Consider the following 25,800-nt stretch of genomic DNA (forward strand, 5'->3'; position numbering starts at 1 on the left):
GAAAGATGTCGTTTTGTGGTTGATAAAAGAAGAGGTAGATTTTTGGTAATACTAAAAATATTTAGGGTACAGTTGTAATTTAAGCACAAAAATACAATACAATACAAATTATTTCCATGTCAAGTAAGTATTTGGCTTAAACGATGCTGTCCATAAAGGAGAGATTCTGCCGATAGAGGAAGACTAGCGATCTCATCTCAGTTATATGTATCTCTTACCTTAAAAGCGAAAGGTGCCACAAGCAGCCATTTCAAGGCTTTTTGTGACACCCTTTTCTATTAATCCATGGTCAAAAGGCGAGGGGATGTAGTTTGAATAGATTTGGATGCTGCCCAACAACCTAGACCAGCAGCGATAATGCTTAGAGGAATCATTAAGGCTATTCCCCCACCGTTCATAATCAGAGGAACTTGAACAATCCCGTAATCGGCCAAAATATAGTTAAGGAGAGGGGGAAGTCCTAATAGACCTAACGGAATCCCGACCAGCGCACCGATTCCTGATACAACCAGAATACCAGTCGTTTCCGACAGACGGATTTGACGGGATGTCATACCGATTGACTTGTAAATCCCGTAGGTACGGCTCTCTTTTTTCATGTTAATCCGGCAAATACTGTAGATGATAACAAACGTAATGACGATAAACAACAGGGCCATGACCGACATTGGCATTACGATGATCGTCACAGCCTGGGAGAATACTTCATCAACCAGCGAAGCCTGACTTGCGATCCCGATTACACTTCCATATCGCTGGTTCAATTCTTTCACGAATTCATCGACTGATGTTCCTGCATTCAGATTAACAAATGTGGTGTTCATTGCATTTCCATAGTCTGGATTACTTTTTCTGATGACGTCAGCGGTAATTCGCCCCGTATTGGACATGTTGGCAATGGCCTGATAAATCCCAGTTACTGTCAGCGTGTGTTTTTCACCTTCAATGTAGATGTCCAATGAATCGCCTGACTTGATACCCAAAGTTCTCGCAACATTCACACCGACCGAGATTTCATTGTCAGAAGCAGGATTATGACCCTCCACATTTTCATAGCCTATTTCATCATAGTTTCCATCAGCCACAGTCAGTAATATCCCCATCGTATCTTGTTCATTAGCCTCAGGCTTCGAAGGAATTGGCAATACCGCATTTGCATCCCCGTAACGCGAGTAATTCTTAATCCTCGGATCTGAAAGAACTTCTTCTTGAAGCTGTTCAAAGGTCATTTGGGCGGGATTATCGATTCTTACGGACAGATCAGCCGAATCATAACCCCATTTGGCAATGGTTCCATGTATGGATGAAATACTGTATACAAACAGGAAACCAAAAACGAGTACAGAGGTGGACAAAGCCGACATCAGAATAATCAGCAGGGAACCCCGAATATTCTTCGTGACGCTTCTTAGCCCGATAATCATAGAAGTTGGAAGAGCGCGCATCTGCAGGAGTTTTCGTTTCCACGTTCCTTTCCCCCCTGATTTTTGGGAATACTCCTTCTCCGACATGCCATAACGAACGGCTTGTGCCGGCTCGACACTGCGCGCCTTATTCGAAAACAGCAGGGCAGAGAGGAAGATAACCACTACGACAGCCGCACCAGTCATAATGCCCGTTACTGAATACAGCCCGTCTATAGCTGATGCTCCTGTACTGAGATAAGCCATGGATTTGGCAACAATTGTACCCGAGAGAACATTGCTGACCAGAATCCCGGGGATGACCGAGACAAGCGCCAAGAGCGTGTACTGCCCTACATAAGCCATAATTACTTTGCTGGAAGATAATCCGACAGATTTGATAATCCCGATCGTTCTGTAGCTGGAAAGAATAGCATCGGAAATCGTGAATCCTAAGGTGTAGAGGGCGACACAGATCATGACAACAGCAAGAAATATCATAACGAAACTGATAACCTGGTTCGCAATCATATAATACGAAGACAAGCTCTCGAAGTCTTTAACCGATTCCAGATAAGGGGTCCCGAGAAACTGTTCAAATCTTTCCCAGTAGGCCCTGTTCTGGCTGTAATCATCAAACCGCAATCCGGTCATATACTTGTCGTCCCCCGGCAATGTGGTCATATTTGTATTGTAATCCTGATGATTCAGCCAAATTCTCCCGCTCGTCGCAAATGGCGAACAATATGAAATATCAACGACGACTGCCGCAACGTTTAACCGAATGACTCCCTCATCCGTCTTGAATTCAATCGGATCTCCGACATGAATATCATTGGGATAGGCCAGAGAGGTTGGGATCCAGGCGGTTCCTGCTTCTGGTGTGGCTTTTTCTTCCCCTTCCACAAACTGTAGCCGGTCGACGGGAAATGGTCCACTTGGCGCATCCATCATGAATAAATCAACATTAGGGATCTCTTCTCCAGCATGAGACATACTGGACAGATAGCGGTACCGCATCAAATCCGAAACCATTACGCCTTTCTGCTTCTCCCACCAATTGTGTACCTGGTTCGGATCATGGATGCCATTCTCCATCCGCAATATTTGGTGGGCCCCATGGGACTTATCATGCATACTCTCATACATACGGTTTGTGTTGTTAAGAACCGACACGGCCGTTGAAAGGAGCAGGGCCGCCAGCATGATGATAATTGCAATGAAACTGTTTTGCACTTTTTTATGCTTCAGGTTCGTCCAACATAGTTTCCATGCCGCATACATACCTACCCCTCCTTCCCTGACATAAACATGAATATTTGGTTTTCTCTTGCTTTCAATTTATCCGGTGAATATTTGCCAAGTTCCAAAATCCCTTCGATGGTTCCGTCTTTAACCAAAACTAACCGGTCTGCCCTGCAAGCAGCTTTTATATCATGCGTCACCATAACGATCGATTGATTGTTCTGGTTCATCTCGGTCAAGAGATCCAAAATTACTGCACCCTGCTCCTGACTTAATGCCCCTGTCGGCTCATCCGCAAAAATCACTTCCGGGGAATTGATTAAAGCTCTGGCAATGGCTGCTCTCTGCTGTTGGCCTCCAGATACTTGGGATGGCAGACGTTCGGCTTGAGCCCCGATCCCTATCCTGTTCAACAGATCTAATGCTTGTTTATTCACATCCTTTTTGCTGCGGCCAGCCACATACCCAGGGAAAGCAACATTCTCAAGCAATGAGAAATCAGGAATTAAATTGATCGATTGATACACATAGCCGATTTTGTTGGACCTGAAATCCGTGATTTCCTTTTCCGAGTATTCATCAATTCGTTGTCCCTTGAAAATCACTTCTCCCGAAGTGATTCCATCCAGACCGCTCAGGAGGTACAATAACGTAGATTTGCCCGAACCAGAACTGCCCATAATAACCGTAAAGTCACCTTTGTATACTTCAAGATTAATACTTTTTGCTGCGAGAAACTGCTCATTTCCCGAGGAGTAGGTTTTGCACAAATCAACAGTTTTGATTAACGTTTCTTTTCTACGATTTTCTGTTATCATAAGGGCGCCTCCCAAAATTAACCTTATTTTTTCTTTCTGTTATTTGCCTGAATACTGTTCAATCCCAAGATTACCTGTGTCCGATATAAGTTCTACCAACGGTCCTCCCTCACCGATATGACCATCCTGATAATTCGGCAATGTGACCTTAATTGTTCCAGAATCTGCAGAAAGTTTGGTGCGGAGTGCTTGGGGAGCTTCAGCTGTTTGGATGATAATATCTCCCGTGTCGGATATAGCACGGATATTTTGACTTATGTGAACAAGAGAAGCTGTGATTTCTCCCGTATTTGTTTCTGCGTTTATTACCCCGTCTTGTATATCCATCTTTATAGAACCCGTGTCGCTTATCACCCGATATTCGCTCGCCAAAATGGGGCCTACATAAATATCTCCAGTGTCAGTCACAACCTGTAGCTGGTTTAATTGGGTTTCAGGGATCCCTATCGTGAGCTTAAGGTTCGTATAGATATCAAAAAAAACGAAATTTGCTGTCCTGAATAACTTCAATTCTGGTTTGTCCCTGATCCTGAGTGATGTTCAGCCGGTAATCCTTCAGCGACTGCTTTGTGGTCTTCCCCTCCAAAACTGCCTTGATTTCATGTCCCTTAATCGGTACTACATCTACCGTTCCCGTTTCTGTGTGGATAAGCAGGTTTGTTGTCTGGTCCATCCGAACACTTTGTTCAGTAGAAAGCTCACCTAAATTAAATGGTGACTTTCCCAACATATACAACACTACATTTCCAATTGCTCCGATGACAATCAGTAGGAGAGCGAGTCTAGTGATGTTCCGAAATCTATTTTTCAACATAGGTCACATCCTTTTTTATGACTTTCAAATTAGATTTGAGATACCTGATCACCAGATTGTAATAAATCCGGGTAAACTTTAATGTTCCAATGACGATCAAAAGTCCTCCACCGACCAAGGCAAGCATAAGAAAAATATCATTGAAGAACGCCGTGAGTGACGGATTCTGTATCATTAACCAAATCGGCGAAATGATTAAGAAAATAGCAAAACCGAATACCCCGGCAATGAGAACTAAAGAGGCGACAAATGGCAGCATCACGATAATTAAGTTGAACAATCCTAAGCTCACCGTTGCCATAACCGCTTTAGTTACGCTTAAGAGCGTAGGGGATTTATCTGCCTTTTCAATGTGAGACTGGGTAAGTACTTCACGAGCGACCAAACGGGGGTTTCCCAGCTTGGAAATCACCTCTGCTTCAGACCGTCCGCTTAATTGAGCAAACTCAAAATGTTCCCTAAATTCAATCATAATATCAGTCAATTCCTCAGGAGGAAGCGCCTTTAGATACTGTGCCAATTCATCTAGATAGGCTTCTTTATTCAATCCGATTCGCCCCCAATCATTTCCTGCACGCCCACGGCAAATGAATTCCATTCTTCAATCATTTTGTCCATGACTTCCCTTCCTTCATGGGTAATCTTATAGTACTTCCGGGGAGGCCCCTCATCCGATTCGGATAAATAGGTTGAAAATAATCCTTCCGATGCCAGCCTTCGTAATAACGGATATATGGTTCCCTCAGCTATTTCAAATTTTTTGGATATCTGTTCCACTAACTCATATCCATAACGATCTTTTTTAGATGTTAAAACAAGAACGCAAAGCTCCAACACACCCTTCTTGAATTGAACATTCATTATTTTTCACCACGCTTTATTTAGTACCTTGCAATATACAGTAGCTGTTAATACAAATATTACCACCTACTACTGTTTAATGCAAGGTACCTTTCAATATTTTTCCTCAAAACTCCATTTTTTAGATATCAGCCTTGACATACGAGACCATTTTACAATTCAGAATACTCGATTCCATTGATGATTATCGTAATGAGGGGACCCATAACGTTCGACTCGAGCCTCTATTAGACGTCCGCCCTTTTTGCCCCCAATTTGCCCCCACAGCCAAAAAGATGTTTAATTCCTGTGAAATCAATTTTTCAATTTAAGACATAAAAAAAAGGAAACCCCTCTATGTAACAAGGAGTTTCCTTTTTCTTAATATATGCCGAGGACCGGGATCGAACCGGTACGGTAGTCACCTACCGCAGGATTTTAAGTCCTGTGCGTCTGCCAATTCCGCCACCCCGGCGTATGTGTAACTTTCTTGGCGACAAGAAATATCTTACCATGAATAAATTAATAATGCAACACTTTTTATAAAAAACTGAAACAGGCACTGCAAGCATCAGCTCGCAGTGCCTAGGAAGTCCGAGTTGCGGTCCCGGACTTCCGGTAAACCATCTATATTAAGGGAGGTGTAATATAAGAATACCTCCTCAACATTAAAGAAACCTAAAATCAGCCTTAAATTAAACTAAAAATGCATAATGTGCTTCACACGCTCTGCTTGTTCGTCGCTACACTCTACGAAAACCAGGATATGACCTTGCAGTAGCCAGTCCTCGTAATGACGTGCGTCTTTCTCCGGAATCCCTGCTTCTGTCAGTGTTAAAACCAGATCATCTGTCTCATTTCCAATCTCATTACCGGCCAGCCTTCGAACCGCCTTCCCAATGGATACGGTTTGATCCATTCGTCTCCCTAGCCCTGCCAGGATTCCCTTCATCGCTCCGAATGCACCATCTGTGCCAGCATCTTTCAACGGTTTGGGCAGTCCTGTCTTCTCGCTAATCAACTCTAGATCGAGCTGCTCCTTGGCTACAGCACCCATGTACTGATCTTTAACCCCTTCCTTTTTCAAATTATTGATCAGAATAATCGCCTCGTGCTCCGTTCGTGCAAGCCCAACAAATAGTTTCGTCATTCGGGTCCCCTCCTCTTCTTCATACCCTAATATAACCCCGGATTATATGTTCAGTAACGATCATATATCTCTAAGTCCATGAACCTAGAGATACTTCATTCATTCTCTACTGGAAATCCATACCTAGTTCTGATAGACTATATAAAGAAGACAAATTAACCATTGAAAAATCAGACACATTGATAAATATCTCACAATCAGGAGTAATGACTTATGAAAAAAGAGGTAGAAATTGCCATTCGGCGCAATCAGCAGATTCTGGTTCGTAATACAAGCGGACAGACCGTAACCGGCTTCCCGGAGCGCTCAGCAGACAGTTCCATTCTCTCCTTACGTACGGTACAAGGAAGCGTGTGGATTCCGTTTGATGAAGTCGAACATGTCACTCGCCTGTTAACCATTCGCTCTCATCATATGGATATCATGCAGCTCGTATAGAGATCCTTGTATTGAACACGCTTGAATCCTTTTCCAGCATTCATATATTCAAAAAAACCAGACGTTTCTGCGTCTGGTTTTTCTTACAATTTGGAATTCTGTGTACATCCCCTCTCAATTAGAGGAGAACTTCTCCTATGCCTAACATTGCATTTACATCACCAGCATTACTTCACCACGAACCTGACACGTGTGCCATCCGGATATGTACTTAATTGATTCCCCACCCATGAGCCCGCACCGCGATTGTCCTTTGGCGTAATGTATTGGATATCCGCGCCTTCACCGCCTTCTGCACACATCGCCATAGGCCATTCATCTCGATCCTTGCCCTTTTTGACCGGTACACCTCTCAATGACTGTTCCCTGTTACTTTCAGCGCCTTTCCGGTCAATTGTGCATACATCTGAATGCCCCGCTTGGATTGCCCTTCGGATATGGCTTGCTGTCTCAGGATACCGATCTGCCGGAAAAGTAATCGTGTGATCAATACTACTTTTATCGGTTACTTTGAATGGAGAAGGTATATCCAGCGGCCACTCTCCGCCTGCCCATGCATAGAGAGCAATCAATACCATGCTCGCTAACGTCAGTATTTTACCTCTGAATCCCCGTCTCCCTCTTTTACCCCTTCTGCCGCGTCTCTTACTCATGATGTTCCTCCCCCATGTAACACTAGCATCAACTAGCATTATAACAGAACGCCAGTTCGTAGAACAATAAATCCATCAAAAAAAGCAGCCAGATTCCTCTGACTGCTGTCCTACACTTCGCAATATCCTAGCCTGTATTAAGAATACTCTGACCACTTAGGAAAGGTATCGTTACACGAAATTCGGTCCCTCTTCCCTCAACACTCTCCACCGTAATACTACCGTTCATCAACCCCAGTAGTTCTTTACATATCGTCAATCCAAGTCCACTTCCACCAAACCTTCTCGCATGTGAAATATCGGACTGAGTGAAGGCTTCAAACAACTGGCCTATCTGATCTGAAGGAATACCAATGCCAGTGTCCCGTACCGAGAACGTCAGCATCGTCTGATCATGTGAATGCTCTGTAACATCGACTTGAAGCTGCACTTCTCCTCGCTCAGTAAACTTGATGGCATTACTCAGCAAATTATCCAGCACCTGTCTTAGCCTTAGCGGATCTCCCCATAAAACATCGGGAACGTTCAGATCTGCATGACAGAGTATACGAATTTGTTTATTCATCGCAGCGGGCTCATACGTTTTCATAATTTGCTGTATCAGCTTAAGTGGCTGAAATTCGATATGCTCGATTCCCATTTTACCTCTGCCTAGCTTCGCTATATCCAGACTGTTGTTTACGATGTTCAGCAGAGCCTCTCCCGATTGACGCGCCAACTCCAAATATTCTTTTTGCTCTTCGTTCATATCGCCCATTCCCGCAAGTTCGATCATACCCATAATACCGTTCAGCGGTGTACGAAGCTCATGGTTCAACTTGCCGATGAATTCCAGCTGTCCTCTGCTCGTTTTCTCAGCACTGGTTGCTGCAGTCTTTAGCTGTTGCTCAGCATATTTCCGTTCAGAGATGTCATATTGTATACCTACAAAGTACAGACACTCACCTGATTCATTAAAAATGGGATCGATATTCAGTTCATTCCAGAACTTCTGACCACTTTTGGTATAATTTAAAACCTCAACCTTGATGGATTGTTGTTTACTTAATGCTTCCCGAATATATAAAACGGTTTCAGGATCTGTATCCGTCCCTTGCAAAAATCGGCAATTCCGTCCAATCGACTCTTCAAACGTATACCCGGTCAGCCAGGTAAAATGTTCGTTTACATACATGAGCGGAAGATCAGGCGAGGTAGCGTCCACTACCGTAACGGAGGATTTTAATTTCGAGATAATAAATTCCCATTGCATGGGGAGTTGATTAAATAGACTCATGCCTTTGTCTCCTCCATCTCACATCCTTGACTCCAGATGGTATGTGTTGATATAAAACAATCTCTTTTATTGTACCACAGTTATTCAAACAATGTAGTTCTTGGGTAATAGTTCTTAAACATATGAATTCATATCCGTTCACAATAACCTGCCTGTCATATCAGCAATTAATGGTTGACGAGGAAGGAAGATCAATGATGAAAACCCTCTTTTTTTTATTTATGGTCTTATGTATAATCAATCTCTGTTTTCCAAAGTTCGGTTGGTATCTTCGGTATGGCTGGATCGCAAGAGGAGAATCGGAACCAAGCAAATCGTATATGACTATGGTACGAATGTCTAGCCTGTTCATGCTTCTCATCGCTTTTACTCTTGCCATGGGATAAAAGAATATTAAAAATAGAAAACCAAAGACCATCTGCCTTTACCCAGATGGTCTTTGACATACTCTGACATGAATATGATAACTTTGTTTGTGGTGTTGCTGCAACATACGCCGTAAGATAAGGGATATAGATGTCTCGTGTTAGAAAGGACAACATGGAGTATGAACATCGCATTTTATCCATTCTGGGGTGCCAAAACACTCCACTCGCTCGTACAGGTTATTTCAGGGACGACAATGACTTGTCTTGTATACAAACAAACTGAAATGATTCGTTATACGCTACTGTTTCTATGCGTTTATGTCATGGCCTATCTAGTCGCTAGTGTTATGTTCCAACCGCTGATCAAACGCTGTACATTATCCAGACTAATGATCACAGTTCCTATGAACGGAACATTATTGCTCATCGGGATGGCCTTCATCCTGCATCACCTGGTATTACCGACTATACTTCTGTTCACAGCTGGTCTGATCCTCTCTGTCATGATTCGCTGGGAATCACTATTACTGGAGGCCATCCAGCCCTTAGTGTTAGAAGGGGAGGACCTTTCTAAAGCCAACAAGCTGCTCTCTTTTTCAACGTACACCATAACAGGTGCAGGACTGGCTATGGCAGCAATCACAATTGTATATCTGGGCATCACACAAGCACTTTGGGCAGCCTCATGTCTGTCTTTCGTTGCACTGGTCCTGATTATGAACGTAAATCACTTGATAAACAGCCTTCAGAGCCCTTCGAATAAACGATATGTCAGACCACGTGTCCATAAATAAAAAAAGACGCGCAGGCCAATTCTGCTCGTCTCTATGCTGCTTCTCCCAGAAGCAGTATTTTTGTGTTTTCGCTCATTCGTCATGAGGTAGGGTCACCCTGTACTTCTCAGCGTATCAACCTGTCTAATCCAATCGGTAATCGGTTAGCGGCTTGCCTTTCTTATAGTACAAACTCGGTGATAATATATTAAAAAAAATGTGCACGTCCGGTAACTCAGCCTTCTCCAGAATAGACTGCATGGACGCTGCTATTCGATCGTGGATCTCCTGATCACGCTGAAACATTAAAATCTCTATGGATGCCGGAGAAGGTGTCAGAGCCTGTACATCATGACGCTCTGCTTTCATTCGTTCCTGCGGAATATGAGTAATTAGAGCCATTTGCTCGGTAATTTGAGGTACAACTTCCTCTAGCTTAGAACCCGTGAAGCCTTTAAATCGTATAAACGGCATTGCGATCCCTTCAATCTCTGTTAGTAGTCTCCATATGTGATTTTAAGCACATTGTTAACACTTGTCAAATGTCACATATGTCCTCTTCCGATCAGAAAACAAAGGGTTAGCCCCACCAATGACTTGGTGAGGCTAACGACTTCATGCCTGACTGTTACCTTACAGCCAGAAAGATTTTGTGATGATCACGAGCAGGATGAAGAGAACCAGGATTGCGCTAGTAGAAGTCCAAGCTCCACCAAATCCACCAACATTACCACAACCGTATCCGACATGACTCATTTGATTGGCCTCCTTTGAATTTCAAGGTATGCCATAACATATGCTTATTTTCAAGATGTGACCGGGCGAATTGCCAAGTTGAACAGCCCAATCCTCGAAAAGTCTGATGGTCAACTATGTTTGCTTTGATTCAAAACTAGTGCACTTCTATAACAAAAGCCGAACTCCCCTTTAGTTCAGGTATGACTCAACTTATTGTCCTCATCGTCCTATGTAACCAACTATTTATTCGTTCAATCTGATCATAGACCATCATAGCCAGAGTCTCGTTCAAATCGATTCACTTCTGATTCTACAAAAAAAGCCTGCTTAACAGAGTAGCAGGCTTAGCAATAATCCAATTCCAGATAAACAAAAAGCTTAGATTCAAGTGGTATCTCTATTCATTTCAAGCAGAGAGCTAGATTAGTCAGAGTACAAGACACCGTCAAAGTTCTCTGGACCTACACGAATAGTACCCAGCAAGTTCGTACTGATAAACGCTGTATACGTTAATTGAGGTGTAATCGGCGGGTTGTAATCGTCAGCAGAGAATGTAATGATTTGTGGTGCAAGGACACTCAAGCTAAATGTGGACGTCGCGGAGTATATAACCGGGTCCGTCGCCACCGTTCCCCGGACCACCGTAATGGTTACACCAACAAGCGCCAATGGAAGCTGAACGGATACTGTTCCTTTGAATTGAACACGCGGGTTCGCTCCAATGCCAGCTGTTGTCACCAAACCAATCTGTCCAAACAATTGGGGTGTATTAATGACGAGAATCGGAATCGCGATGGAGTTGGCCAAACTCGCATTTTGCGACGTTCTTGCATCAATCAATTGAGTCATGAAATCTACCTCCTATACATGGGATTGAGATAGTATATGCGAGACTCATCATCTGGCATGGACATACATACCTTTATTGAAAAAATACATAGATCCACAAACTAGCAGGTTATTCATGTTCTATCTTCCTAGTACAGTCCATGTATTTATTATCTATGAAAAAGAAAAAAACTCTTGCCATCGCAAGAGTTCTAAGATATGGGCCCTACAGGACTCGAACCTGTGACCAATCGGTTATGAGCCGACCGCTCTAACCAACTGAGCTAAGGGCCCTAGACAAATAATATATAACAGTGCAGGATGACCGCTGTAAATCATCCGATAAAGCTATATTGCGGGGGCAGGATTTGAACCTGCGGCCTTCGGGTTATGAGCCCGACGAGCTACCGGGCTGCTCCACCCCGCGTCGTTAAATATAATAAACAGCGACTTAATTAATATACACTATTACTCCATTATAAGTCAAGGGGGAATCTCAGGGAATAAATCGCACACCATACCGACCTTTTCGCGAACGATAAACTTCTACTTCTTCAGGCTCGTTGTGTCCATAGATCCATCCATCCTGTTCCAGTCTCTTGGCCAAACACCCTGCCTGAAATTTCGTTGTGTACAGCTTGCTGAAATACACCCATTTCATCTTACTCGTCCTTTCTCATCGCTTCATCATCCTGCTGCTAAATGTAGAATACCCCCTTTTCGTCAAAAATAGCCGCCAGAGATGATAAAATCTCCAGCGGCCAATCTGTTGCAATCATAGTGATGTGAAATTAGATCCTAAGTTGCATATTACCACTTCGCCATTCGATAACTCATTGGAATGTAGCTTTAGGGTCTTTTTTAATTTTGGCAAGCATCTCATTCCCTTTAGCTGCCCATTCAGCCAGAGCTTCTTTTGGTGTCTTCTTGTTCTCTATGACCTGATTAAAGTATTCCATACCTTTTTCATTTATCTGCCACAGGCCAGGACTTTTCTGGTACATTTTATCCAGATTCGTACTGGTTGGAGGTACAGGCTTCAATTTGTAGAATGCCTCGATATTGTAGTCCAAACCCTCTTTCGGTTTGATGAAGCTTTTACGAGATACCATCTCATAGCTGCTGCGTGCCTTAATCTTCGCCCAGTCTTCGCTATTCATATACTTGATTAATTCCCAAGCATCCTCAGGATTCTGAGCTGAGCTGTTGATTGCCATCAAACTACTCAGATAGATGGTTCCACCAATCTCAGGAGCCTCTGGATGGACTGGCGGTGTAACAACATCCCATTCTACTTTTGTAAAGTCTTTCATTTTATCTGCATTTTTATTAGCATCAATTAGCTGATTGATGTAATTGTAATCTCCGATCGCCATAGCCGTCTTACCTGACAGGAACAAGTCACCTTGGAGCGGATTGTAACGTCCCTCTGATTGCTGATCCTGCGGTTCGTCACCTTTCGGGATGACCTTGTCAATCGCCAGCTTGCTAACCGTACTCCACACTTTCTCCCACTGCGGAGAGTCAACGGTCATCTTTTCTGCCTTGTCGTCAAACACCTTCAACTGCAGCGAGTTATAATATTGCTGCATGGAGTAATATGGGGATCCGCCTTGATACGTTGTGAATGCCATGCCGAAGACGTGATCTTTACCTTCCCCTTTGGTAAGACGTGTCGCCAGGTTAAAGACATCATCCCATGTCATGTTGTCCGTTGGAGGCTCAACACCTGCTTTTTCAAACATTCCTTTATTATAAAATAAAGCAGATGATATAAACGTTGGCGTTAGCGCATAGATATTTTGATCACCCAGATCCTTAATTCCTTCAATTACACTTGGCACGATATCACTCGTATCGAATTTATCTTCTTGTATTAATGGATCGAGCTGTTTAACCATATTTTCCTGGATTAACGACTTTAGCGTAGAAGAATCAGCAACAACGACATCGACTGGATTGTCTCCCGTCATAATTTTTTTCAAACTCTCCACCGTATCCGGTATTTCCTGATTCTCGTCATATCCATAACCATACATACTTCCCTGATCGATCGCAGGCACAATTTCGATGGTAACATTTTTATGCGTAAGCTCAAAAGCATCCGTGAACTGCTGACGGAAGTAGCTGTCATCCTGCCCACCCCAGAGAGTAGCTACACGCAGCACCCGCTGTTCATTCTCATTACTCTCACTTGCTGTACATCCTGCAATAAGTGGCAGTGCCAGCGTTGCTGTTGCCATAAGGGCCAGCACGCGTTTTCCCCACAACCTGTTCTTCATCTCCCATTTCCCCCTCAATAATTATCTTGGCGGTGTAATTACAATACGTTCACCGTCAAATTCCAATGTAGCTCGGCTATCAATAGACAAAGCCTCCAGATATTCTTTAGGAACCTGAAGTCTTCCAGCGCGATCAATAATGACAAAAGCTTCATGAATGTCAGGAGTACCTGCTTCAGATAGTCCCTGATCATCGTCCAGATTTGGATTGCGTTTCACAAACTCAGTACTCGTCAAACCATCTCGAATCGCTACGATCCGATCGACTTTTCCGGCAAGCGTCAAGTCGTGGGTAACGATAACAATCGTTACCCCGAGTTCCTTATTCATTTTGCGAAAAATATTCATGATCGTATCACAAGTCTCGGAATCGACTGAACCAGTCGGTTCGTCAGCCAGCAGAATTTTAGGTCGATTGGACAAGGAGATCGCAATCGCTACACGCTGCTGCTCTCCTCCCGACAGCTGATGCAGCTTATTATGCATGCGATCCTTTAGACCGACCCATTCGAGCAGTTGCATGGCATAGGCACGATCACGCTTGCCTCCCAAGATCATCGGTGTCTCCACATTCTCCAGTGCGGTCAGATAAGGCAGCAGATTGCGACCGTTATTTTGCCAGATGAAACCGACAGTATGGCGTTTGTATTCGACTAATTGAGCATCCGTCATTTTGAGCAGATCCCAGTCTCCAACAACTGCCGTTCCTGCGGTAGGACGATCCAGACCGCCTAGAATGTTCAGCAACGTCGATTTGCCGCTACCGCTGTTACCAATGATCGCCATCATTTCCCCTTGATTGACAGTCAGATTGAGACCTTGAAGGGCTACGACTTCCACATCGCTGGATTTAAAAATTTTGACAAGTCCTTCGCATTGGATCAAGTCTACCTCTCCTCTCCCATTTTGACCGCTTGATGCACCCGCAGCCTGCGAATCTGCCATAGTAACATTGATGCTCCGATAATCAGCATCACTACAGTAACGCCATACAGCTGCAACATATCTTGCTCTTCAAAGACGATGCGGAATGGCGGAACCTGTGCAGACACGTTGTCTGTCGTTTGCAGGAATGGCAAGAAGAGCCTGCTGGACACCTGACCAATACCGATTCCCAGCAGAATCGATAGACCAGCGGTAAACACTTGTTCCAGCAATAACATACCACTGAGCTGTGCTCTGGATAGCCCCATGGCCCGCAGGACACCAAACTGTACTACACGTCCCGAGAGGTTAAAGAACCAGTACAGCACGTAACCGATTAACGAGATAATTACCGATACTAGGAAACCTAGACTCAGAATCCCGAACACCCCGCCTCGTGATGGATGTTTCCCTTGCGTAACCAGTTCGGTCCGCACATCACGGACAGAGGATAGTTCAATGCCTTCTGCTGCAAGTTTCTCCATTAATGGAGCCACTTTGGCGTCCGGTTTCATTTTTAACCATACCTCGTAGGGTATTAAAGGCACTTGATCGTAGATATAATCTAGATTGGCCACGAAGAATGGCATCTGATCCGGGTATTGTGAAGGCCAATATGGAATGATGCCAAAAACAACAAATTCTATGGCTTGACCCTGTATTCCGATGGAGACCATGTCCCCCGTTTTGAGCTTGAATTTGTCCGCAAATTTGGAGGAAATCAGAACAGCTCCTTCATATTTACCAAGCAAATCAAGATACTTATAAGGATGTGCAGGGAATAGGTCGTTTCGGAACCAGGCCACTTGGGCGAAGTCCACGTTATCAATGCCGACGAGCATCCCCTGTCCACCGGATTTACCAGATACAATAATGTTGCCCTTCGTTTGCAGTACCCGTGCAGCATGCTCCACACCATTTAATTGGCGGAACACTTCAAATGGCGGCTCGGAGTAAATCATTTTGGTTGGCTGTGATGAACCGCCGCCACCCCCACCACCAGGAGCTCCGCCTCCGCCATTTCCTCCACCGGCACCTCCGCCGCCTCCACCTTGCTGGCCTCCGCCTTGTCCGCCGCCCTGTCCAGAACCTCCGGGTTTAACCTCAGGTGTTCCTTCCCAAACCGTTTGCATAATAACATCCGAGCCGTAACGGTATAGGGTGCGTTCTGTCGAATTCAAATCAATGGTTCGCGCTGCAGCGGAGTTATACACTCCTAGACCGAGCGTCAGCACCAACAGAATCATCAGCGGATAATAGGATGAAGACGAACGTGATAACTGCGTCAATGTCAGATACAGCGGTACTGGCAGCAACTTGCGTCCAATGAGCTGAATCAGTTTTAATATCCACGGAAATAACCGCAGGAAAAACAGTCCAAGCGCAAAGATCGCAAGTGCAGGTACAAAGAACAGAAATGGCTGTACTTGTAGCTGATCCGTTGTCATTCCTGTCTGAAATGTCAGCATCTGGCGTTCATAAAACATATAGTATCCATAACCTGCCAGGCCTAGCAGTCCCACATCGAGGAACCAGCGTTGCCACAGGGGCGCACGATCGGTACGAGCTTGGCGCCGTTTAGCAGATACAATGGTTGCACGCGCATAAGTAATCGCCGGAATCAGTGATGCAATAATGGCTACCAATACAGCTGCTATCCCGAGCAGAATTGCTTCCTTGGATACACCAATCGGAATCGACTTCCGATCTACGAAGGATAGAAATCCACTTGCTGAACCGATACTCTTGGCCATAAACCACCCAAGAAAGGGCCCCATAACCAGTGCAACCGCGCCCAAGAAAATACCTTCGAGCAGATAAAGCGAGAAAATTTGACGAGCCGAGGCTCCGCGGCTGCGCAGCACCGCAATGTCACTTTCCTGTTTTTGCAGTGATTGTCTGGCATTCATGGCTATAAAATAGAAGACCATAGCAATCATCGGTGCAGCGAGCGTGAACAGCATGGTCTGCAATTGCAGGCTCTGACTACGGAATTGCTTGAGCAGATCACCGAAAGTAATATCCACTTTGGTATCCTTGAGGCGTTGATACAGATCAATATCCAGTCGTTCCAGCACAGAGCTAAGGCCAGACAGCTGACTGGTTTGAACCTCTTTCAGATCAAAGGCATAGTACCAACGGGAATTCTGAAGCGGAATGCCCTTTTCTTTGAGTATTACGTCATTAAAAACGGAATCATTCACATACAGACCGTTCATCATGCTGTCAAAGCCTTGAACCCAATAAGGACTATTCGGATCATCGACCTTGAAAGAACCTGTAATTTTGACGCGCAGGGTGATATCCAAACCGCTATAGATTGGATATTCGAGAATATCTCCTACGTGCAAATCATTACGATACATCCCTTCTTCCAGCATGACGGCTTCAATGATGTCGTCCTTGACCTGATTTCCAGGTTTGACGCCAGCTGAGTAATTCACCTGTTCGTCGAGTCCGCTCATCGTCCCCAATGTCATGCTCCGCACACGGCTTGCATCCACTTTGGTAGGGTCTTCAGGACTGACCTCTGTACTGCGAATGGATCTCGAATTCACATACGTTTGGAAGGGAAACCCTATGTCGCGAGGAACATCCTCACGAATATAGCGGTCCACTTCGTCAAGTCCTCTTATATCTGTCTTGGCACCACCGGGTGCCTGATAACTCATCAACAGCGATCCCGCTGGTAAACCTTCACTGTTATCCTGGAGCGTCTGAGCGACAACCCGTTTCAGTGCACCATCGGCATACATTGGAATACTGACGGTGAACGCTACCGCCACAATCAAGCCGATTAATGTGCTGAAGGTCATCCAGCGCGTGTTCCACATTTTGCGGAACAATAGCCGAAGCAATGGCAGCCCCATTAGCGGCCCACAACTTTCTGACCAACCGTCAGACCTTTAAGAATCTCAACATCGGTCGATGTCTGCTGCCCAACCTCAACATCCACTTCACGCTTGCTACCATCATTCTCAATGACCTGTACATAGGTTCTGGAACCGATGGAGCGCAGAGCAGATACAGGTATGACAATTGCGTTCTCTGTGCGCTGGGTTACGATAGCAACCGTTAACGGCGTGCCGCGTTCTACATTTTTGGGCATTTTGGCGAGGGTAACAAGAACATACTGATCAAGCGTTTCTTTCGCCGGAGGTGACCCTCCTTGGCCCGATCCATTGCCATTATTGTTACTTGAGGCATCAGCGGTAGGCATCGCTTTGATCTTGCCAGCCACCTTACCGGCACCATTGATGTCAACTTCTGCCTTCATGCCAGCCGTAAATTTGTCCAAATCCTCCTTGGCAAATGTAGCCGCTACTACCAAATTGGACGTATCCGCAATGGTTGCGATCGGATCATACGCCTTGACGGACGCTCCCTTTTCTACTTGAACCGCAATAACGGTCCCGCCAAACGGCGCTGTCAACGTAGATTGACCGATCTTCTCCTCAAGGTCCGCAAGCTCCTGACGTAATTCTTCAAAAGCAATCGTCGCTTCTTCGAATTCCACCGGGTCCATCTCGTCCTTCTTGCGCAGGGTTTCCTTCATCTGAACTTCCGCTTTGCGAATCTGGAGGCGCTTGCTGCGAATTTCCTTCTCTACATCTTTAACATCAAGGACAGCCAGAACCTGCCCTTTCTTCACTTTGTCCCCCGTTTTTACATTCAACTCTTTAATGTGCATGCCATCCAGCGTAAAATACACCTTTTCTTCACGCTGACTCATCATCTTGCCACTACCACTAACCTTCTTTTCCAAAGTCTCCGTCCGGACTTCATATTCCGGTTTCTTGGAGATGGTTGGAGGTGTGATTGGTGGCAGAACCTCTTCCTCCGACTCCGATGGCAGCAATGAACAGCCTGACATCGTTGCAGCTAATATTGCACCGAGTACAATAAGAGCTGCGCGTTTCCCCTTCTTCGGAACGGCCCCTTTACTTGAGAAATCTGCCGTCCGCCATTTCATAAACATGGTCCGCAACCTCCAAAATTGTAGGATCGTGTGTAGTCATACATATCGTTACTTGTTCTACTTCAATGATATTGCGGAACACAGCCATGACCTGTGCACCCATCTTCGAATCTAGCTCAGCCGTCGGCTCATCCGCAAGCAGCAAGCGGGGTCTATGTGCAATCGCTTTAGCGATAGCCACCCGCTGTTGCTCCCCCCCGGACATTTCAAAAGGCCGGTGCTTCACGCGTTTGGTCAGTCCAACCAAATCAAGACAATGACCTACTCTGTCTTTCCATTCGGATCGCGGTACATCCGCCATACGGAGCGAGAGCTCTACATTTTCCCAAGCAGATAATAAGGGCATGAGTGCATACGCCTGAAAAATAAACCCGATCTCCTTGCGCCGCAAAGCGGTTCGTCGTTGATCTCCCCAATCCTGAAGAGGCTGTCCAGAAAATAAAATCTCGCCGCTAGAAGGCTGATCTAGTCCGCCAAGCATGTTCAGCAGTGTCGTTTTACCCGAACCTGACCTTCCCTTGAGCATAACTAGCTGCTGCGGTTTCACTTCCATATCAATGCCTTTGAGCACATGAATGATGCGACTGCCTGTCTGAAAGCTGCGATGAACATTACGAACTTCCAATACAGGTCCATCATACGGAGGTAACAGTTCTTTCTTCGGCTTCGTTTTGGTCTGTTGAGGTGTTTCCTCTGAAGCTACAGCAACTGCAGTCTCTTCCAAGGCAGATAACTCATCCGTCATAGAGGCTTCGGTGTCTACATGTTCGGGCAGTGTTATGTATGAATGTTCTTCTGATGCAGCCCTTTCCTCCGGTCTAGGTTGGTCTTGTGGGTTCTCATCGCCCGATTGGCTCTTGGCAGGTCTTATTTTTGAAAATAACTTTTTCATGCCAGCAATCACGCTCATCCTCTCTTGTTATGCCACGCATTTCCTTCATGCGCCCTAAACTAGAAATCTGTTCCATCCTACACTGAATTATAAACGACTGCTCTCCACTAAAAGTTACAAGCTTTTTACAACGTCAGTAGAAAAAAGTTAATATTTCGATGAACATCACAAAAAAGCACCCCAACTTACGGGATGCCTCCTGAAAACTTAATTGTTTGCCATCGTGGCATTGATCATTACAATTTTGATACCGTTTGCTATACAGCAGTTCAATCATTGTCGAATGATATTATTTACCAAATGAAGAAGGATCTTCACGCCATGACTGAAGCAATGCGAAGTCACTCTCCTGAATCGTACCTTGAGCCAAAGCCACATCCATCAATGCGGTATAATTGGACAAAGTTTGCAGTGGAATACCAGCTTCCTCGAATGCTTTTCCCCCTTTATCCAGCTGATAACTGAAGATGGCAAGAACGGCGAGCGGCGTTGCTCCCGCGGCACGTACAGCTTCTGCTGCTTTAATTGAACTTCCACCTGTTGAGATCAAATCCTCAATGACGACCACTTTTTGACCTTCACGGATTAAACCTTCAATCAGATTCTCCTTGCCATGTCCCTTCGCTTTATCGCGGATATAGGCCATCGGCAGATTCAGCTTCTGCGCTACCCAAGCTGCGTGAGGGATGCCTGCTGTAGCTGTTCCTGCAATCACCTCTGCTTCCGGATACTGGTCACGAATTATGGCCGCAAACGCTTCAGCAATGTCCTCTCGAATCTCAGGATACGACATCGTCAGACGATTATCACAATAGATCGGTGATTTAATGCCGGATGTCCAAGTAAATGGCTGCTGTGGACGCAGCGCCACCGCTTTGATTTTTAATAACTGGGATGCAATATGGTTAGGAATTTGGCTAAGTTCGATCATGCGTTCAACATCTCCTTCAAAATGGTTTCTGTCGCTTCACGCGGGTTCGTTGAGCCGGTTATAGGTCTACCTACAACAATGTAATGACTCCCTCTGCTGATCGCTTCACCGGGTGTTAAAACACGTGTCTGGTCTCCAAGACCACTACCTGCCGGACGAATTCCCGGGGTTACTGTGTGAAAATCACTGCCACACGCTTCCCGAATGGCTGGTACTTCCAGCGGGGAAGCTACCACACCATCGAGCCCTGATGTCTGTGCAAGTTGCGCATAACGAACGACCGTCTGCTCTACACTCCCGGGGATGCCAATCTCGTTATTCATCGTCTCTACGCTGGTGCTGGTCAATTGTGTCACGGCAATAATCTCAGGTCTCTTCAGCGAAGGATCAGCAGCAAGCGCCGCTTCTGCGCCTTCTCGTGCTGAACGCATCATGCTGGCTCCGCCCGCCGCGTGCACATTAAACATGTCCACTCCAAGGCGTGTAATGCTTTCAGCTCCGCCACGCACCGTGTTAGGAATATCATGCATTTTCACATCAAGAAACACAGCGTATCCTTTAGCTTTTAACTCCCGAATAAAGTCTGGCCCTGCCGCATAGAAGAGCTGCATACCGACCTTGATATAACAAGGAATGCCCTCAAGGGCCTGTACCAGCTTATGTGCTTCTTCCACTCCCGGATAATCCAGTGCAACCATCAGACGTCCAGCCATCTCATTGAAATTCGGGTGATTCATAACCCAGCGCCCCTTCCGCGTGCTCATTTTTTCCGTTTTTGCCCGATATAAAGGACATCTCGCCAGCCCGTAGGCTGACTGATGTCCTTCATCATGTGACTATTCATTATACAAAGGCTGGCATAGCCTCCGAAGAGAAGTTGATCGTTTGCAGCATAATCAGCAGCGCACGAATCGTATCCAGGGAAGTCATACATACCACACCATTCTCTACCGCTTCACGACGGATACGGAATCCATCACGCTGTGGCGTTTTACCCTTAGTCAGGGTGTTGAACACAAAGTTCGCTTCACCACTGCGGATCATATCGAGAATGTTAGGTGAGCCTTCGCTCAATTTATTTACTACCGTCACCGGAATGTTAGCCGCTTGAAGCGCAGCTGCTGTTCCGCCGGTTGCCATGATTTTGTAGCCAAGTTTGTAGAATCCTTCGAGCAAAGGTACTGCTTCGTCTTTGTCTTTGTCTGCCACAGTCACCACGATGGCTCCAGTTGCAGGAATCTTCATCCCCGCTCCGATCAGACCTTTGAACAACGCTTTTGCGTAGTTCGGGTCACGTCCCATTACCTCACCTGTGGATTTCATCTCAGGTCCGAGAGTTGGCTCAACACGGCGCAGTTTGGCAAAGGAGAACACCGGTACTTTTACCGATACGTGATCGGTTTCAGGCCATAGACCATCGACATACCCAAGGTCTTTCAGTTTTACACCCAAGATCGCTTGTGTTGCCAGATTCGCCATCGGAATGTTCGTTACTTTGCTCAGGAAAGGCACAGTCCGAGATGAACGCGGATTCACCTCAATTACGTACACTTGACCTTCATGAATAACAAACTGGATGTTTACCAGTCCGATAGTTTTCAATTCCTTGGCAATTTTGATCGTAATGTCTACAATTTTCTCTTTCAAATCTGCGGACAAATACTGCGGCGGATATACAGCGATCGAATCACCGGAGTGTACCCCTGCGCGTTCGATATGCTCCATAATGCCCGGAACAAGAACTGTCTCCCCGTCACAGATGGCATCCACTTCAACTTCTGTACCTAGCATGTAACGGTCGATCAGAACCGGATGTTCCGGATTGATTTTCACCGCTTGTTCCATGTAGGTCAACAATTCCGCATCAGAGTAGACGATCTCCATTGCACGACCACCCAGCACGTATGATGGACGCACGAGTACCGGGTATCCAAGGGATTGAGCGGTTTCGACAGCATCGTCTACCGAAGTGACCGTTTTACCCTTCGGCTGTGCAATCTCTAGGCGAGACAGCAGACGTTCGAACTTCTTACGATCCTCGGCTTCATCAATACTTTCAAGGTCAGTCCCGAGAATCGTTACTCCTGCATTACGCAGCGGTGCTGCCAGATTGATAGCCGTTTGGCCACCGAACTGAACGATAACTCCTACCGGTTGCTCTTGTTCAATGACGTTCATGACATCCTCGAAAAACAGCGGTTCAAAGTACAAGCGATCCGATGTATTAAAGTCAGTAGATACCGTCTCAGGGTTATTATTAATAATAACCGCTTCGTAACCAGCTTTTTGCAGAGCCCATACTGCGTGTACAGTGGAGTAGTCAAATTCAATACCTTGCCCGATCCGAATCGGACCAGAACCCAGCACCACGACTTTTTTCTTATCGGATGGGATGACTTCATTCTCTGTCTCATATGTCGAGTAGTAGTAAGGCGTTGTTGCTTCAAACTCTGCCGCACATGTATCTACCATTTTGTATACCGGACGCAGGTTCTCTTCTTGGCGGCGTGTTCTGATCTCGGCTTCAGTAGTCAGGGTACCGCCAGGCTGACCTTCGGCACGCAATTCAGCAATGGCACGGTCTGTGAAACCAAGACGTTTCGCCTGATACAGCGTCTCTGAAGTCAACTCGGATTCTTTACGAACGCGATCTTCGAATTGAATCATGCTCTCGATTTTATCCAGGAACCACCAGTCGATCTTCGTCAGATCCTGCAATTGCTGCAGAGTATACCCTCTACGGAATGCTTCAGCAATCAGGAACATCCGCTCATCGTCCGCTTTTACAAGACGTTCGTTTAGCGTAGCTTCATCCAGCGTTTCTGCATCTTTCAGATAGAGTCGATGCACACCGATTTCCAGAGAACGAACCGCTTTGTGGATAGACTCTTCGAACGTACGTCCGATCGCCATGACTTCGCCCGTTGCTTTCATCTGTGTTCCCAGCTTACGGTTCGCCGACGTGAATTTGTCGAACGGCCAGCGAGGAATTTTACTTACGATATAGTCAAGTGTTGGCTCAAAGCAAGCATACGTTTGGCCTGTAACCGGGTTAACAATCTCATCTAGCGTGTAACCCATCGCAATTTTAGCAGCCATCTTCGCAATCGGATACCCTGTTGCTTTGGAAGCCAGCGCAGAGGAACGGCTTACACGAGGGTTAACCTCGATAACATAGTATTGGAAACTGTGCGGATCAAGCGCGAACTGTACGTTACATCCTCCCTCAATGTTTAGGGCACGAATAATTTTCAAGGATGCCGAGCGCAGCATTTGGTACTCACGGTCAGACAACGTCTGGCTTGGCGCCACAACGATACTATCACCTGTATGAACGCCTACCGGATCGAAGTTCTCCATGTTGCACACAACGATACAGTTATCGTTCTTGTCACGCATAACCTCGTATTCTACTTCTTTCATGCCTGCGATGCTTTTCTCTACCAGACATTGACCGATCGGGCTGTAACGCAGTCCAGCAGCAACCGTTTCACGAAGTTCCTCTTCGTTCGCACAGATCCCTCCGCCTGTTCCGCCCAGCGTGTAGGCAGGACGCACGATGATTGGATACCCAATCTCACCAGCGAATTGAAGTGATTCTTCCAGCGTTGTAACGATGACACTCTCAGGTACTGGCTGTTCCAGTTCACGCATCAGATCACGGAACAGATCACGGTCTTCTGCTTTCTCAATGGAAGTCAGCTGTGTTCCGAGCAATTTTACATTCTCTCGTTCCAGTACGCCCGCACGTGCCAATTCTACAGCCATGTTCAGACCTGTTTGACCACCCAGTGTTGGCAGCAAGCCGTCTGGACGTTCTTGACGAATAATCTGTGTTACAAAATCCAGTGTAATTGGCTCAATATACACTTTGTCAGCCATATTTGTATCCGTCATGATGGTCGCAGGGTTACTGTTAATGAGTACAACTTCCACGCCTTCTTCTTTCAGAGCCTGGCAAGCTTGCGTACCTGCATAGTCAAACTCGGCCGCCTGACCGATGACGATTGGACCAGAACCAATCACCAGGATTTTTTTGAGATCTTTGTTAATCGGCATGTTATTGTGCTCCTTTCACTGCGGCTGCCAGTACAGCTTGGCGCGGCTTTTGCGGGTTAGTGATCTTATGCTCGCGAATCATTTCAATGAAACGATCAAACAAATAGCTGTTATCGTAAGGTCCTGGCGCTGCTTCCGGGTGATATTGTACGGAGAAGGCAGGATATGTTTTATGTTTCAGACCTTCAATGGTCTTGTCATTATTGTTGATATGTGTAACTTCCAGGTCTGTGTTCTTCACAGACTCTTCGTTTACGGTATAACCGTGATTCTGGGATGTGATGAAGCAACGTCCACTCTCGAGCTCTTTAACCGGGTGATTTCCTCCGCGGTGTCCGAACTTGAGTTTTTCCGTGTCTGCGCCTGCTGCCAGAGCAAACAGCTGATGACCGAGACAGATGCCGAAGATTGGGTATTCACCCAGCAACTCGCTAATCATTTTCACGGCATGAGGAACGTCTTTCGGGTCCCCAGGGCCGTTGGACAACTGAATACCATCTGGATTAAGGCGGCGAATCTCGTCAGCCGTTACGTTATGCGGTACAACAACAACGTCACAGTTCCGTTTACTGAGTTCACGTAAAATCCCTGTTTTTGCACCGTAGTCTACGAGTACAATACGTTCTGCTGTCCCAGGACTGTTGTAAACATGCTCTGTGGACGTCAGTGGAACTTGGTTACGGAGCTCGGCAATCGTCGTATCGCCCATCATCTCCAGCAGTTCTTCGACAGATTTAGATCCTGTTGTGAGAATCCCCTTCATTGTGCCATGATGACGAATCCGGCGAGTCAACATCCGTGTATCAATCTCGCTAATTCCTACAATGCCGTATTCCTTTAACAGGTTATCCACACTGTATTCTGCACGCCAGTTGCTTGGCGTTGGCTCATGGCGTCTTACCACGAAACCGTGCACGTATGGTCGAATTGACTCGAAGTCATCCCGCGTGATCCCGTAGTTACCGATCAATGGATACGTCATCGTAACGATCTGGCCGCAATATGAAGGGTCTGAAAGCACCTCTTGATAGCCTGTAATTCCCGTATTAAAAACGACCTCTCCTGTGGTTTCACCTTCCGCACCAAATGCTTTTCCGGTGAACAGTGTGCCGTCTTCCAACAATAATCTTGCCTGTCCCTGCATCCCATCTCACTCCTCTGTGTTTATCAAAGTTAAATGGCCTTGGGTTGAACGTTGAGTTACTTTAGCGTGTTACTTCGTGGACAGAAAACCCTTCGATCGCTGTTATCCCCGGATTACTTTTTTTCCATTTTTCAAATGGGGTAATCCGGGGATAAAGGCGAGCGCTTCGCTTCTTCGGGTCTTTTCTGTCCACTTCGCAGCTAATGTGGTGCTCAAAGTTCAAAAAGTACATTTAACTATTTTTG

At 45.8% G+C, this 25,800-nt stretch carries 24 protein-coding genes and 3 tRNA genes; 2 read left to right on the forward strand and 25 right to left on the reverse strand.

From position 1 onward, the window contains the following. Nucleotides 1-278 precede the first annotated feature (278 nt). From PQG66_RS10335 to PQG66_RS10370, 8 genes are all read right to left on the reverse strand, one after another. Entirely contained in the window at nt 279-2,687 is a 2,409-nt protein-coding gene (locus tag PQG66_RS10335; RefSeq protein WP_272037600.1) for an FtsX-like permease family protein, read from the reverse strand. A gap of 2 nt (nt 2,688-2,689) precedes the next feature. Continuing rightward, nucleotides 2,690-3,466, reverse strand: coding sequence for an ABC transporter ATP-binding protein (locus tag PQG66_RS10340; protein WP_272037601.1), 777 nt, complete (start codon nt 3,464-3,466; stop codon nt 2,690-2,692). Between the two features lie 39 nt (nt 3,467-3,505). Continuing rightward, on the reverse strand, nt 3,506-3,976 hold the full coding sequence (locus PQG66_RS10345; protein WP_272037602.1) for a DUF4097 family beta strand repeat-containing protein: 471 nt from the start codon (nt 3,974-3,976) through the stop codon (nt 3,506-3,508). Then, nucleotides 3,939-4,280 carry a hypothetical protein gene (locus tag PQG66_RS10350; protein ID WP_272037603.1) on the reverse strand — a complete coding sequence of 114 codons (342 nt, stop codon included), beginning with the start codon at nt 4,278-4,280 and terminating at the stop codon, nt 3,939-3,941. Before PQG66_RS10350 ends, PQG66_RS10345 begins: the two co-directional genes overlap by 38 nt. Further along, the gene (locus PQG66_RS10355; protein WP_272037604.1) at nt 4,267-4,827 is read right to left on the reverse strand and encodes an HAAS signaling domain-containing protein; all 561 of its coding nucleotides are present in this window, start codon (nt 4,825-4,827) and stop codon (nt 4,267-4,269) included. The genes PQG66_RS10350 and PQG66_RS10355 overlap by 14 nt, the downstream gene beginning before the upstream one ends. Then, complete coding sequence (locus tag PQG66_RS10360; RefSeq protein WP_272037605.1) at nt 4,824-5,141, reverse strand: PadR family transcriptional regulator; 318 nt, start codon at nt 5,139-5,141, stop codon at nt 4,824-4,826. The genes PQG66_RS10355 and PQG66_RS10360 overlap by 4 nt, the downstream gene beginning before the upstream one ends. 368 nt (nt 5,142-5,509) lie before the next feature. Beyond that, nucleotides 5,510-5,595: transfer RNA gene (locus tag PQG66_RS10365), tRNA-Leu, on the reverse strand. 225 nt (nt 5,596-5,820) lie between these two features. Continuing rightward, nucleotides 5,821-6,270, reverse strand: a complete 450-nt coding sequence (locus PQG66_RS10370; RefSeq protein ID WP_272037606.1) for a general stress protein — start codon at nt 6,268-6,270, stop codon at nt 5,821-5,823. A gap of 213 nt (nt 6,271-6,483) precedes the next feature. Between PQG66_RS10370 and PQG66_RS10375 the strand changes: the two genes are divergently transcribed. Continuing rightward, complete coding sequence (locus PQG66_RS10375) at nt 6,484-6,708, forward strand: hypothetical protein (protein ID WP_272037607.1); 225 nt, start codon at nt 6,484-6,486, stop codon at nt 6,706-6,708. 167 nt (nt 6,709-6,875) lie between these two features. On the opposite strand, the gene PQG66_RS10380 is transcribed toward PQG66_RS10375, so the two are convergent. After that, entirely contained in the window at nt 6,876-7,361 is a 486-nt protein-coding gene (locus PQG66_RS10380) for a NucA/NucB deoxyribonuclease domain-containing protein (RefSeq protein ID WP_272037608.1), read from the reverse strand. A gap of 127 nt (nt 7,362-7,488) precedes the next feature. Further along, nucleotides 7,489-8,637 (reverse strand): sensor histidine kinase, encoded by a 1,149-nt coding sequence (locus PQG66_RS10385; RefSeq protein WP_272037609.1) that lies wholly within the window; start codon nt 8,635-8,637, stop codon nt 7,489-7,491. A 547-nt stretch (nt 8,638-9,184) separates the two neighbouring features. Here PQG66_RS10385 and PQG66_RS10390 point away from each other — a divergent pair. Continuing rightward, entirely contained in the window at nt 9,185-9,799 is a 615-nt protein-coding gene (locus PQG66_RS10390) for a hypothetical protein (RefSeq protein WP_272037610.1), read from the forward strand. 123 nt (nt 9,800-9,922) lie between these two features. Here the strand turns inward: PQG66_RS10390 and PQG66_RS10395 are convergent, their stop codons facing one another. From PQG66_RS10395 to carA, 15 genes are all read right to left on the reverse strand, one after another. Next, nucleotides 9,923-10,252 (reverse strand): DUF1904 family protein, encoded by a 330-nt coding sequence (locus PQG66_RS10395; RefSeq protein WP_272037611.1) that lies wholly within the window; start codon nt 10,250-10,252, stop codon nt 9,923-9,925. Nucleotides 10,253-10,411: 159 nt separating this feature from the next. Further along, a complete protein-coding gene (locus PQG66_RS10400; protein ID WP_090923721.1) occupies nt 10,412-10,534 on the reverse strand; it encodes a sporulation protein YjcZ in 123 nt (40 codons plus the stop codon). A gap of 405 nt (nt 10,535-10,939) precedes the next feature. Continuing rightward, the gene (locus PQG66_RS10405) at nt 10,940-11,365 is read right to left on the reverse strand and encodes a hypothetical protein (protein WP_272037612.1); all 426 of its coding nucleotides are present in this window, start codon (nt 11,363-11,365) and stop codon (nt 10,940-10,942) included. Nucleotides 11,366-11,564: 199 nt separating this feature from the next. Further along, a tRNA-Ile gene (locus PQG66_RS10410) sits at nt 11,565-11,638 on the reverse strand. 59 nt (nt 11,639-11,697) lie between these two features. Continuing rightward, nucleotides 11,698-11,771: transfer RNA gene (locus PQG66_RS10415), tRNA-Met, on the reverse strand. Between the two features lie 69 nt (nt 11,772-11,840). Then, entirely contained in the window at nt 11,841-12,005 is a 165-nt protein-coding gene (locus PQG66_RS10420) for a hypothetical protein (RefSeq protein ID WP_186331731.1), read from the reverse strand. A gap of 172 nt (nt 12,006-12,177) precedes the next feature. Continuing rightward, nucleotides 12,178-13,626: an ABC transporter substrate-binding protein gene (locus tag PQG66_RS10425; RefSeq protein ID WP_272037613.1), complete on the reverse strand. Its 1,449-nt coding sequence runs from the start codon at nt 13,624-13,626 to the stop codon at nt 12,178-12,180. A gap of 21 nt (nt 13,627-13,647) precedes the next feature. Continuing rightward, complete coding sequence (locus tag PQG66_RS10430) at nt 13,648-14,511, reverse strand: ABC transporter ATP-binding protein (RefSeq protein ID WP_272038133.1); 864 nt, start codon at nt 14,509-14,511, stop codon at nt 13,648-13,650. 2 nt (nt 14,512-14,513) lie between these two features. Continuing rightward, nucleotides 14,514-17,420: an ABC transporter permease gene (locus PQG66_RS10435; RefSeq protein ID WP_272037614.1), complete on the reverse strand. Its 2,907-nt coding sequence runs from the start codon at nt 17,418-17,420 to the stop codon at nt 14,514-14,516. Next, nucleotides 17,420-18,529, reverse strand: coding sequence for an efflux RND transporter periplasmic adaptor subunit (locus tag PQG66_RS10440; RefSeq protein WP_272037615.1), 1,110 nt, complete (start codon nt 18,527-18,529; stop codon nt 17,420-17,422). The genes PQG66_RS10435 and PQG66_RS10440 overlap by 1 nt, the downstream gene beginning before the upstream one ends. After that, on the reverse strand, nt 18,492-19,439 hold the full coding sequence (locus tag PQG66_RS10445) for an ABC transporter ATP-binding protein (RefSeq protein ID WP_272037616.1): 948 nt from the start codon (nt 19,437-19,439) through the stop codon (nt 18,492-18,494). The genes PQG66_RS10440 and PQG66_RS10445 overlap by 38 nt, the downstream gene beginning before the upstream one ends. Nucleotides 19,440-19,710: 271 nt before the next feature. Next, nucleotides 19,711-20,352 (reverse strand): orotate phosphoribosyltransferase, encoded by a 642-nt coding sequence (gene pyrE / locus PQG66_RS10450; RefSeq protein ID WP_272037617.1) that lies wholly within the window; start codon nt 20,350-20,352, stop codon nt 19,711-19,713. Continuing rightward, nucleotides 20,349-21,089, reverse strand: coding sequence for an orotidine-5'-phosphate decarboxylase (pyrF, locus tag PQG66_RS10455; protein WP_272037618.1), 741 nt, complete (start codon nt 21,087-21,089; stop codon nt 20,349-20,351). Before pyrF ends, pyrE begins: the two co-directional genes overlap by 4 nt. A 106-nt stretch (nt 21,090-21,195) precedes the next feature. After that, nucleotides 21,196-24,411 (reverse strand): carbamoyl-phosphate synthase large subunit, encoded by a 3,216-nt coding sequence (gene carB / locus PQG66_RS10460; protein ID WP_272037619.1) that lies wholly within the window; start codon nt 24,409-24,411, stop codon nt 21,196-21,198. 1 nt (nt 24,412) lies between these two features. Continuing rightward, the gene (gene carA, locus PQG66_RS10465; RefSeq protein ID WP_272037620.1) at nt 24,413-25,555 is read right to left on the reverse strand and encodes a glutamine-hydrolyzing carbamoyl-phosphate synthase small subunit; all 1,143 of its coding nucleotides are present in this window, start codon (nt 25,553-25,555) and stop codon (nt 24,413-24,415) included. Between the last annotated feature and the right edge of the window lie 245 nt (nt 25,556-25,800).

The organism is Paenibacillus sp. JJ-100 (assembly GCF_948329825.1).
GTDB lineage: Bacteria > Bacillota > Bacilli > Paenibacillales > Paenibacillaceae > Paenibacillus.